We start from the raw sequence: 12,236 nt of genomic DNA on the forward strand, positions 1-12,236 counted from the left end.
CACGCGTGCGTCGCCGCCGACGTTGCCGTGAACAAACTGTTTCGCAGCGTTCAGCTCGTCGTGGTTAAGCGCGTTATCTTTGGTGACATCATCGATGGTGATGGTGGTATTAGCGTGGTTGTCGATAGCCACCAGGTTATCCTGGGTCGCGATCACTTCGTTGCCCGCATCATCATGAGAAGTAATAGTGGCGTGCACATTGACCGTGCCGTCTACTTCACCTTTGTTGTTGCTGAATACACGCGGATCGACCGGGATGTTATAGCCCAGCTGGTTATTACCAATATCGACCACTTCACCCCGGATATGGTTGCCGTTAATCTCAAGCACAACCACATCGCCTTCACGCGCATCACCATCCACCACACCGTGAATAAACTGGGTTTTGGCCGCCAGTTCATCGTGGTTCAGAACATTATCTTTGGTGACATTTTCAATGGTGATCGTCGTGTTAGCGTGGTTATCGATGTGTACCGTGTGGTCAGCGGTCTGCACCACGACGTTACCCGCGCCATCGTGAGATTTAATCGTGGCGTGAACGTTAACGTCGCCGTCGATTTCACCTTTGTTACGGCTAAATGCAGAAGGCTCCACTTCGATGTTGTAGCCTAACTGGCCGTTGCCGAAGTCAACCACGCTGCCGGTGAAATGCTTGCCACGAATCTCAAGATCAACCACATCCCCCACGCGTGCGTCGCCGCCGACGTTGCCGTGAACAAACTGTTTCGCAGCGTTCAGCTCGTCGTGGTTAAGCGCGTTATCTTTGGTGACATCATCGATGGTGATGGTGGTATTAGCGTGGTTGTCGATCTGAACTTTGTGCTCAGTCGTCTCAACAACTTCATTGCCTGCCGCATCATGCGCTTTGACGCTGGCAATAACTTTAACAAAGGTGTCCACCTCACCTTTGTTATTGCTAAAGGCAGAGGGGTCTACTGCTATCTGATAACCCAGTTGGTTAGGGCCAATATAGATAATGTTTCCAGTGTAGTGTTTACCGTGAATCTCAAGGTCAACCACATCACCTTCGCGTGCATCGCCGCCAACTTTGCCGTGAACAAACTGTTTTGGCGCATCAAGTTCGTCGTGGTTGAGAATATTATCTTTGGTGACCGGATCTATCGTGATCGTGGCATCTGCGTGAGTGTCGAGCGTGACGTTTTTATGCTCGACAGCAATCGCTTCATTGCCCGCCGTATCATGGCTGATCACCGTCACGCTGACTTTATTATGACCTTCGGTAAGTGTACCGACTGGTACAGGCACTTTGTAGTGCAGATGGCCTTCAGAATCGGCAGTCACCTTACCAACGAAGTCTTTCCCCTGCACATGAACTACAACACGGTCACCAGGCTGTGCATCTTCACCGCGGACATGGCCAGTGATGAAGGTGTCGCGTTGTGATTCGATATGGTTAACAACGTTATCACTTTCGACTGGACTGATAGTCACAGCGTTATGCGCCTGCGTGTCCAGCACAACCGTTTTTTGCTCAATTGCCGTGGTGGCGTTACCAGCATTGTCAGTACCGGTGATCATCACCTGCACATCGTTGCTGCCTTCGTTCAGCGCATGAGTCGGGACCGGCACGGTATAGCGCAGCTGGCCATTTTCATCGGTCACGGTGCCGTAGAAGTTCTGGCCGTTAACGCTGACCACCACATGGTCGCCTGCATGTGCATCGCCGGATACCTCTCCGCTGATGAGCGTTGGCATACGGGATTCGCTGGCGTTAACGGTGTTGTCACCCGCCACCGTTTCGATGGTCAGGGCGTTATGTGACTGTGTATCCAGTACTACTGTCTTGTGTTCAACAGCAATAGCCGTGTTGCCAACATTGTCGACACCCGTGACCATCACCTGCACATCGTTGCTGCCTTCATTAAGTGCTGAAGTTGGCACTGGCACGGTATAACGCAGTTTGCCGTTTTCATCAGCAACCACTTCGCCATTAAAATTCTGACCGTTAACACTGACAACCACATGATCGCTAACCTGCGCATCACCGGTAACTTCACCGCTGATAAACGTTGGCATACGGGATTCGCTACGGTTCACTGTGTCATCACCAGCAACCGTCTCAATCGTCAGCGCATTTTGTGCATGGGTATCGAGAGTGACGTTGTGATGCTCTACGGCTATCGCTTCGTTGCCCGCGTTATCATGGCTGACGATTTGCACCTGAACATCATTCGCCCCTTCGTTCAGAAGGTTGGTTGGCACCGCGACTTCATAGCGCAACTGACCGTTGTCGTTAACCACCACACCATGGAAATTCTGGCCCTGAACCGTGACGGTTACCGGGTCACCAGCCTGAGCATCGCCACCCGCTACGCCACCAATCATCGTTGGCATACGCGATTCACTGGCATTCACCACGTCATCGCCCGCTACCGTACCGATGGTGACGGTGTTGTGAACGTCGAGATCGATAGCTACAGTATGATCGCTGGATGCCTGAGTCGTGTTCCCAGCCTCATCGGTTGACGTCACCGTGGCATGAATATTCGGATTGGCCAACAGCCCCTGAGTCGAGACATTAATCCGATAGCCCAGATTGCCATTACCGAGATCGATAACGACATCGTGATATTCCTTGCCATCGACGGTTAATGTGATGGCATCACCGATTTTTGCATCGCCGCTAACTGTTCCGTGAACGGAGGTCTGCGCTTCGTGAGATTCATTGATGTTAATAACGTTATCGGGTGTGACGTTGTCGATGGTGATGTCGTCGTGCAAATCAGTAACATCGATCACGGCATCAGTCGTGCTATATGCGCTGCGGCCAGATACATCTGTAGCTGTGGCGGTAACGTTTATCTCACCTTCCACCAGTCCACTTAAATCTGGTTGTAATGTCCAATGGCCATTATTGACAGGTACGTCGATGGTGATTGTGTTTTTTTGGCTATCTGTGAAGGTCAGTGTGATGTGATTTTGATTACTGGTACCGCTGATATTTGTGTGATTGATTTCATTTTTGTTAATAAAACCATCGTTACCAGCAAAATCATCAATGTTAACTAACGGTGGTAAAACTGGAGGTGCTCCAGCATCGGCTAAGCCGTTCTCAGGTAAGTTAAGTTCCCATGTCGGCGAACCCAGTCCTACTGTTTTAAAACCGGCGGTTGGATCAATTATCTGCCCGGTTAAATCTAACTGCACCAGAGTGTGGCCACCGCCGCCGCCTTCAATTTGCACCGGTGCTTCATTGCCCGCAGCGGTTGCTTCTAATGCTTGTGTCGGGTCAGCGCCGTCAGCAATAGATTTCTGTAACGATGCGACATCCTGAGTGTCATGCTCTGCAGTGCTTACTGCATTTAAGCCATGCTCACTCCAGTGGCTATTACGTCCGAGATCCATGGTTTTGCCGTCAGGCAGTGATACGCTCACCGCACCGCTGGCTCCCGTGACAATCTCTTCACCACTGTAGATTCTGTCACCTTCTTTCAAGAGACGCTGCGAGCCATCTGCTTCTACTACATAAACCTGACCAATGACCGCTTTAATAACACCGAGTAAATTACTCACAGAACCCTCTCTTGAAAATCATCGTTATTTTTATAAAAGTCGCAATAAATTAAATAATTAATAACATTGTTATTTCATTTGTAATACATAACCAAAAATAAAAAAATGCCCATTAATGGACATATCCTTGCTGGGGAGTATTTATAAATGTAGAAAAAAACACAGTTATTAGAACTCTATTAGCGGAGACTTGACTGAGCGTTAAATATAATCAAAAATGACGAAAAGTGAAACATCACATTACAGAACATTAAATTTCATTGCGAATGAAACTTGCGTTTAATGTAATCAGATAAAGACCTCTGCACTTGTTAATTAATATGATGTTTCGTGTTAAAAATGAAATGGATATAAGGCGTGATATAGGGATATCGTTAACGCGCGCAATATAAAGGCTTCATAAAATGCAGAAGGTTTCCCTTTTTATACTTGGTTGTTTATCAATACCATCAGTTAATGCAGCAACTTTACAAAATACCGTAAATCAAGCTTTATCCAGCCATCCGGAAGTCAATGCTTCAGTAAATAGTCGTTATTCTGCAGAGCAGGATTTGCGCGCAGCTCGTGGGGGATATCTTCCTTCTTTGAATGTAGATGCCGAAGCAGGCAAGAAAAACATCAATGATGCTACCACGCGAGCGGGTGGCAGTAATAATGGCATGAATTTGTCTCCAAACGATGCCACGCTTAGCCTCAACCAGAATGTATTCGACGGTTTTGCCACGTCTAGTGAAGTTGGCCGTCAAAAGGCAACCGTTGATTCCCGCGCTTTTAACGTGCTCAACATCAGCGAAAATACCGCATTCCAGGTGGTTCAGGCCTACCTTGATGTATTGCAACGCCAGGAATATGTGCATCTGGCAGAAGATGACCTCGCGAACCATGAACGTATCTACGACCAGATTCGTTTACGTACCGATCAGGGTGTTGGCCGTTCAGGCGATTTAATGCAGGCAGAAGCGCGTCTGGCGCAGGCTCGCAACAACTTGTTGACTGAGCAAACCAACCTCGAAGATGCCAATACTACATTCATGAGTGTGACCGGTGAAGCGCCTGAAAACCTGAGTCTGCCTGAAAGTATTGATGCCTTCCTTCCAAAATCGCTTGAAGATGCCAAACGCATAATGGAAGACAACAGCCCGCTGCTGAAATCTGCCAATGCTGATATTCAGGCTGCTCGCCAGCAATATGAAGCTTCAAAATCAACGTTTTATCCACGTGTTGATGTAGCGGTATCTCGCAGCATCAGTAATGACACCGACACGACTCGCGCCCATTCTGAAGAGTGGCAGGCGATGGTGAAACTGCATTATAACCTGTACCAGGGTGGCAGCGATAAAGCAGCAATGCAGTCCCGCGCGTATCTGGAAAAACAATCCCAGGACGTGCGTAATAACACCTTGCGCCAGATGAATCAGGAAATTGGCCTTGCATGGTCAGCATTAAAAAGCGCCAGAGACCAAATTCCCGCGGCCACAGATTATGCCGACCGCAGTGTGAAAGTTCGTACCGCTTATCAGGATCAGTTCAGCCTGGGTGAACGAACTCTGCTGGATTTATTGGATAGTGAAAATGAAGTATTCTCATCTAAACGCCGCCTTGTTGAATTACGTTATCTGGAAATTACGACGGGTTATCGTATTTGCGCGCGTACGGGTGAATTATTAAAAGCACTTAAAATTAATCCAGTGCCTGCAGGTCAACCAATAGACTCTCCAGAAAATAACTCATTACCTGAACTTAATTAGCATTTGCTTAACTGAAATAGTTTCCCAATAAACTATTTCAGTGTTAGCTATTTTTTATTTTTGCTGAATAATTGCGTCAGGAACATTCTCATCAATGAATTCACAAGTTGAACACATGAATACAATGTCAGAGGCTCCTCCTATTGAGGAGTCGCATTATCATGACCCGCGCAGTCGCAATGACGATCCATTGCTCGACTGCCTGCTGGTTCTTTGTTCTGTGCATGGTAAATCAGCCAGCCGCTCGACATTAAGTAGTGGGCTGCCGCTGGAGAACGATCGCCTGACGCTGGCTATTTTGCCTCGTGCTGCCGCTCGTGCAGGTTTAAAAGCACGTGTCATCAAACGTTCGCTCAATAAAATCGCCGCTATGTCTCTGCCTGCGATTCTTTTGCTACGTGATGGTGGTGCCGCCGTACTACTTGGTTGGAACGCCGATGGTACTGCTCGAATTATGCCAAGCGAGAGCGAAGGCGGTGAAATCAATATTGATGCAGCAGAGCTTGAGAAAAACTACGCAGGCCAGGTGATTTTCGCGCACCCTCGCCATGAGTTTGACTTACAGTCTGAATCTTTCCTGCCGCGTACAAAATCCTGGTTCAAAGACACGCTGATGCTGTCTCGTTATCTCTACATGGATGCGATATTAGCAAGTTTGCTGATTAACCTGATTGCGCTAGGAACTCCGCTGTTCACCATGAACGTGTATGACAGGGTTGTACCCAATCATGCCACGGTGACGTTGTGGGTTTTGGCCGTCGGTATTTGCATGGCGTTTGTTTTCGATTTGATCTTAAAAATGCTGCGCGGTGTCTGCCTCGACATTGCCGGTAAAAAGAGTGACCTGATTATCTCAGCCACGCTCTTTGAGCGTATTACCGGCATGGAGATGAAAGCGCGCCCTGCTCGCGTAGGTAGCTTTGCACAAAACATTCATGAATTTCAGTCGCTGCGTGATTTCCTTTCCTCACTCACGTTGACCACGCTTATCGATTTGCCGTTTACGCTGGTGCTGCTGCTGGTGATTGGCATTATCGGCGGGACGCTGGCGTGGATTCCGTTACTCACCTTCCCTATCGCACTGGTGATTAGCTGGGCGTTGCAGAAACCGGTAAATGCTGCCGTTGCCAAAACAATGAGTTTGGCAAGTGAGCGTCAGGCATTGCTGATTGAAACACTCAGTGGCCTGGACGCTATCAAAGTCAACAACGCGCAAAGCGAACGCCAGTATCAATGGGAGCAAACTCTGGGCAGTTTAAGCCGCCTGGAATTACGCGTTAAAACATTATCCAGCTTAGCCAGCAACTTGACCGGATGGTTCCAGCAAATGTCTGGCGTCATCATGATTATCGTCGGCGTTTATATGATTATTGGTGGCAAGCTGAGCATGGGTGGCCTGATTGCCTGCTACATGCTTAATGGCCGTGCGCTGATGCCGATGGGCCAACTGACCGGGTTGATTGCCCGTTATCACCAGGCGCGTTTGACTATCAAAAACACCGAACAAATGATGTCGATGCCGCAGGAGAGACGCGATCATGAGCATCCTCTGAAGCGTGAAACCTTCCGTGGCAGCATTGAATTCAAAGATGTCGATTTCAGTTATCCCGAGCAGAAAAACCCTTCACTGCAAAAGATTAATCTGACCATTAAGCCCGGCGAACGCGTAGGTATTATCGGTCGTAGTGGCTCGGGCAAGAGCTCGATTAGCAAGTTGATAATCAATCTTTACCAGCCAACCGGCGGTAATATTTTGATCGACGATGTAGATGCTCGTCAGTTGGACGTCAACGATTTGCGCCACAGCATTGGTTATGTTCCTCAGGACATTCAGCTGTTTAATGGTTCACTGCGCGATAATCTGATTTGTGGTGCCCGTTATGTCGACGATGAAACGATGCTGCGCGCCGCGGAACTTGCTGGCGTTAACGAATTTGCTCGTGTTCACCCTGACGGTTACAACTTGCAAGTGGGTGAGCGTGGTATGCAGTTGTCCGGCGGGCAGCGCCAGGCTGTTGCGCTGGCCCGTGCACTCCTGCTGGAGCCACCAGTCCTGTTGCTTGATGAACCAACCAGTGCGATGGACAACACCAGTGAAGACAAGATTAAACAAGCGCTGGTGCCATTTGTCGCTGATAAAACACTGTTACTCGTGACGCACAAAGCGTCGATGCTGACACTGGTTGATCGACTGATTATTGTTGATAAAGGACGCATTATTGCTGATGGCCCGAAAGCCATTGTTATGGATGCGCTGAAGAAGGGTCAAATCAATGCGTCTCGCTGAGTTATTTGCACGTTTACGCCCGCAAATTCGCCACTACTTTAAAGGTCGCGATGAGAACCAGGCCGATAACATTAACGAGGTGAGTCATGCTCTGATTGATGACTCCCCGCGCGTTATTCGTCTGACTCTTTGGACTATCCTGGTATTAGTCTTACTGGCGTTCGTTTGGGCAGGATTTGCCAAACTTGATGAAGTTACACGTGGCGAAGGTAAAGCCATCCCGTCATCACGCTTGCAAAAAATACAGAACCTGGAAGGCGGTATTGTCACCGAGCTGTATGTGCATGAAGGGCAAATCGTTGAAGCTGGCGCGCCGTTGATTCATTTGGATGACACTCGTTTTGCATCAAATGTTGGTGAGACTGAAGCAGACAAACTCGGCTTGCAGGCTAAAATCGACCGTCTGACAGCGGAAGCCGAAGACAAAGAGTTTGTTATTTCTGATGAGATTGCTAAGAAGGCTCCAGAAGTAGCACGCGGGGAAGTCGATTTATTTAATAGTCGCCGTCGCCAGTTCCAGAATGAAATCGAAGGTCTTCAGGAACAGTTAGTGCAGAAAAAACAGGAGTTGCGTGACTTCCAGTCCAAACAGGCACAGTACAAGAACAGCCTGGGTTTACTGCAGCAAGAGATCAAAATGTCTGAGCCACTGTTGGCATCAGGTGCAATTTCTAAAGTTGAAATCCTGCGCTTACGCCGCACTGAAGTGGAAACTAAAGGGCTGCTGGACTCCATCACTCTTTCTATTCCTAAATCCGCATCAGAAACGAAAGAGATTGAAAATAAGATTGGCGAAAGTCGTAACCGCTTCCAGAGCGATGCGCTTTCACAGCTTAACGAAGCACGCACGAATCTGAGCAAAGCAGAAGCCACTGGCAAGGCTCTTGAAGACCGCGTCAATCGAACCATGGTAGTTTCGCCTGTTCGCGGTGTCGTCCAGCAGATTATGGTTAACACCATTGGTGGAGTTATTCAGCCCGGCAGTGACTTAGTAGAAATCGTGCCACTTGATGACAAATTGCTTATCGAAGTGAAAATTCAGCCGCGTGACATTGCCTTCCTGCACCCAGGGCAACATGCGGTGGTGAAGTTTACCGCTTACGACTACACCACCTACGGTGGTCTGAATGGCGAGTTGGTACAGCTAAGCCCGGATACCGTAACCGATAAAGAAGGCCACAGTTACTACATTGCACGCCTGCGCACAGATAAGAACTACCTGGGGACCAAAGAGCATCCAATGGTCATCATTCCGGGTATGGTCGCCTCAGTCGATATCATAACTGGTAAGAAATCTATTCTGAGTTATCTGCTGAAGCCGATTATTCGCGCCAAAGCAGAAGCGTTACGCGAAAGATAGAAACGATAAAAAAGCCGCAACAGATGATGTTGCGGCTTTTTTTATGGTGAGATTCAGTAGCTGTTTGGCGTTAAAAACATCACACTCAAGTTTGTCTTACTGGCCATTAAACGAAGACAACTTCCCACGATTCAATGTCAATTTACCCTCGTTAACCAACTCCTGAAGCACTTTATGGATAGCGCTACGTGAAATGTGGTTCCTACTGAGTATGAATGTGTAAACTGATGTTTTTTCACGAATTTCAGGTTCAAGGGACCAAATGTGCTTCACATGTTCCGTCACAATTTCGCGAATCGTTTTATGTGAACGTAGATTTTCACGCTGGAAATAACGCTGCAGATGATTAGTCAAAATATCAAATGCATGTATCCATAGGTTTTTCTTACTGAGCATCTCATTAGCATTAGTCGAATTCATCACCCACATCTCACAGTCCGTGTCACACCGCAGGTAATGAGACATCACATCATTACGCATCTGTGCCAGGCCAAGGATAGCGGGTGCGGTAAAGCTCACCGTAACAAGGTCATTTTCAACTCGGTAAACAGAGACGGAGCCTTTCTCAAGATAAAAGATGTTTCCATCTCTTTTCATTTCAATGCGCTGACGTTTTTTTCTCAGAGAGAAATAAGCGTTTTCAGATTTTTTAATCTCATCTCCAATGAGCATTACAGATTCATCAAAATTAAGAATGGACATCAGCTTCTCTTACTCTAGTTATGGGATTGAGATTATCTCCTGGCGAAAAGCAAAGGAGATCACCCTAATGTAAATTGATAACCCGCTACTCGGCACGTATATCAATATAGAACATTACGGTAAACCTGCGATTGATAAGCCAGATACTGAGGATTGTAGGATGGCGATTTGAAAAGAATAGCCTTATGAATTCCCTGCCAGACAATATTCTACGCTCATGAACAACCACATACTTTATGATAATTTAATTATCTAACAATGAAATAATCACTCGGGAAAATAACATCACCGCATGTCATTTTTTAAACAGTCACAACTGTCATTCCATATACAGCAGGGATTAAAAATAGCTTGAAAAATAATATATAATAAATACAATGGCCAAACAATTGATATCACAATTACGGTATCAATTTTATCTTTAAACCAGGCAGTATCATTCTGCTGATATTTTCTTACCTGCTTTAAAAGCCATACCACTCTGAATAACATAAACACCAGGGTCGAAACCCCATAAATACATACTATTATTTGAAATAGTTTATTCAATGGCCATAGCCCCATTGTTATGGTGAGACATCGTCAACGATGAGTAAAGGCGACTAAAATACTCAGTTATTAAATTTCATTTTCAAATTTACATTATTGAGAATCTAACCCTGAGATACCACGCCTGCCCCCTCGTGCTGCTCTGTCAGTGAGTATATTTATCTGAAGGCAGATACGTAATTTTTTTAATCTTTGCGTTGATAACTTTTTCTTTTCAGTTAAAAAAGAAACAATAAAAAACCATAAGATATTGATTTTAAATAACTTTTAATGTATAAAAACAGTTAATATCTTGTTAATCATAAGTGTACTAATGATCCAAGAAGTACCTACAGGGTAAAGTCGCTAAAAGGCTGGATTATTCCATGCCACATTGTGCTTATAATGGCAGGTGGAAAACCAGCCTGAGTCAACGAGAGTACTGGCAATATGTCCGAAGCAGATAATCTATGTTATCTCATTGAAAATAAAATAATATTCCTACCTGAGAAACAGTGTCTGGTGCATACAGACAGCCATGAACAGATAAAGCTCAAGCCGACAGCCTCCTTATGCCTGCTGCTGCTGCTCAGAAATCACGCTGAAATTGTGACTCAGAATGAGTTACTCGCTTTCGCATGGGGTGAAAGCCACAGGCAAGTTAGCTTTAACGCCTTTTATCAAAGTATTCTCTCTCTACGAAAGTCATTTTTACAAATGAATGTAGAGAAGCAAATAATCACCACGGTTCCGCGCAAAGGTCTACTTATTCAACAAGAAATAACCATTGAAAAAAAGTGGGATTATGCTGTATCTGAGGTTGATATCGAACTTACAGAGACGCCCTCTGTAACGGAAACCAATAGAGTCGAAAATAAAAAACTGCCGAAACTAAATCTGGTAGAAACGCTCATTATTATGTTTACCGTGCTAATAGCTGGTGTGCTTCTCTACCCAAAAGTAACCAGCGAAAATTATTTCTCGGGTTATGTTGCTTCAAAAAAATATGATGGCCAATGCCACTATTTTTTTAATGATGATGCCAGCAACTATCTCCGCCATGAGGGGTTTATCAAGGAACATCCTGAGATGTGTAGTGATAATAAATTTCTCTATATAACGGCATATCCTGAGACGAAAAATATCTCAATCATTCTGTGCACTACCGGTATGGATTTGTCACATGATAATTCCTGTCAGTCAGTCTATTACCCTCGGTATGATAGTAAATGAAGATACTCACCGCGATTGCCTCTCTTCGAACACAAACGCGCATCGTTTTTTTAGTCTGTCTCGCGATACTTTCTGGCGTGGTGCTATATCTTCACCACCCGTCTTACGAAAACCCGCATAGCCTCGCCTGCAGGGCGACTTTGCAGATAGTCAGAGACAACGCATCATTTCGTGGAATTGTCGATTTCAAATCCGCGGATGGCAAAGGCATTGCGCACATTAACGGCATCATTAACGTTACCCCGCAAGAAGAGTATACCGTCCAGCGAACCGTCCTGTTTACACTCGCAGACTATGGGCGTAGCCCTGTTTGGGTCTCTCGTCAGATTGTCATTTCAAACCGTGAAACAACCCCAGCAGGCATTGTTCAGCAATTTCTTCCTGACTTTTATTTGAAAAGCTCAGGAGTGACCGATATCGATATTTTTACGCTGAACAAGGACGCTGACCTCATCACTCGTGAAGGTGTACCTTACTTGTACTGCCAGAAGTACATGCTACCTGATGATGCGTGACGTTTAGCTGTAAACATCGCCACTGTGCATGGATGGATTTAACAAGGTCTGGCCATAACTACAAAATTTTCAGCACCTAAAAAGACAATCAACTCTTTGGTTGTCTTTAATTTATGAAAAAGAATAAAAAAATCTTGAAGATATTAAGTACATCGTTATTATCCCACTGCACATTAAGATTATAATAAACATGCACGCCTTTAAGAGTGAACTTTAAGTTAAATATGTTATTTAATTATGATATTTCATTAGTCCTACTCGCAGTAATTATTGCGTGCCTGGCTTTTTATGTCTCTTTTTGGCTATGTAAGGCTGGCGCTCGAAAAAAA

Annotated in this window: 7 protein-coding genes; 5 read left to right on the forward strand and 2 right to left on the reverse strand. The window is 45.8% G+C overall.

Features of this window, described 5'->3' with window-relative positions; translation table 11 throughout:
- A partial coding sequence (locus EDF88_RS24675) for a retention module-containing protein (protein WP_166671969.1) occupies positions 1-3,534 on the reverse strand: 3,534 nt, incomplete at its 3' end.
- Between the two features lie 404 nt (positions 3,535-3,938).
- On the opposite strand from EDF88_RS24675, the gene EDF88_RS10295 reads away from it, so the two are divergent.
- The 3 genes from EDF88_RS10295 (at position 3,939) to EDF88_RS10305 (ending at position 8,929) form a co-directional block, all read left to right on the forward strand.
- On the forward strand, positions 3,939-5,282 hold the full coding sequence (locus tag EDF88_RS10295; protein WP_064513552.1) for a TolC family outer membrane protein: 1,344 nt from the start codon (positions 3,939-3,941) through the stop codon (positions 5,280-5,282).
- 115 nt (positions 5,283-5,397) lie between these two features.
- Positions 5,398-7,569 carry a type I secretion system permease/ATPase gene (locus EDF88_RS10300; protein WP_243839613.1) on the forward strand — a complete coding sequence of 724 codons (2,172 nt, stop codon included), beginning with the start codon at positions 5,398-5,400 and terminating at the stop codon, positions 7,567-7,569.
- Positions 7,556-8,929: an HlyD family type I secretion periplasmic adaptor subunit gene (locus EDF88_RS10305; RefSeq protein WP_134184540.1), complete on the forward strand. Its 1,374-nt coding sequence runs from the start codon at positions 7,556-7,558 to the stop codon at positions 8,927-8,929. Before EDF88_RS10300 ends, EDF88_RS10305 begins: the two co-directional genes overlap by 14 nt.
- Before the next feature lie 96 nt (positions 8,930-9,025).
- Here the strand turns inward: EDF88_RS10305 and EDF88_RS10310 are convergent, their stop codons facing one another.
- Positions 9,026-9,631 carry a helix-turn-helix domain-containing protein gene (locus EDF88_RS10310; protein WP_064513556.1) on the reverse strand — a complete coding sequence of 202 codons (606 nt, stop codon included), beginning with the start codon at positions 9,629-9,631 and terminating at the stop codon, positions 9,026-9,028.
- 978 nt (positions 9,632-10,609) lie between these two features.
- Between EDF88_RS10310 and EDF88_RS10315 the strand changes: the two genes are divergently transcribed.
- Positions 10,610-11,392, forward strand: a complete 783-nt coding sequence (locus EDF88_RS10315; protein WP_064513558.1) for a winged helix-turn-helix domain-containing protein — start codon at positions 10,610-10,612, stop codon at positions 11,390-11,392.
- Complete coding sequence (locus EDF88_RS10320) at positions 11,389-11,907, forward strand: hypothetical protein (protein ID WP_064513561.1); 519 nt, start codon at positions 11,389-11,391, stop codon at positions 11,905-11,907. The genes EDF88_RS10315 and EDF88_RS10320 overlap by 4 nt, the downstream gene beginning before the upstream one ends.
- The last annotated feature ends 329 nt before the right edge of the window (positions 11,908-12,236 follow it).

This window comes from Buttiauxella sp. BIGb0552 (assembly GCF_004366275.1).
Classification (GTDB): domain Bacteria; phylum Pseudomonadota; class Gammaproteobacteria; order Enterobacterales; family Enterobacteriaceae; genus Buttiauxella; species Buttiauxella gaviniae.

Excerpts from the sequence above, each read along its gene's own strand:
- EDF88_RS10305 (WP_134184540.1), top strand. The coding sequence starts at position 7,556 with ATGCGTCTCGCTGAGTTATTTGCACGTTTACGCCCGCAAATTCGCCAC.
- EDF88_RS10295 (WP_064513552.1), top strand. The coding sequence starts at position 3,939 with ATGCAGAAGGTTTCCCTTTTTATACTTGGTTGTTTATCAATACCATCA.
- EDF88_RS10320 (WP_064513561.1), top strand. The coding sequence starts at position 11,389 with ATGAAGATACTCACCGCGATTGCCTCTCTTCGAACACAAACGCGCATC.
- EDF88_RS10300 (WP_243839613.1), top strand. The coding sequence starts at position 5,398 with ATGAATACAATGTCAGAGGCTCCTCCTATTGAGGAGTCGCATTATCAT.
- EDF88_RS10310 (WP_064513556.1), bottom strand. The coding sequence starts at position 9,631 with ATGTCCATTCTTAATTTTGATGAATCTGTAATGCTCATTGGAGATGAG.
- EDF88_RS10315 (WP_064513558.1), top strand. The coding sequence starts at position 10,610 with ATGTCCGAAGCAGATAATCTATGTTATCTCATTGAAAATAAAATAATA.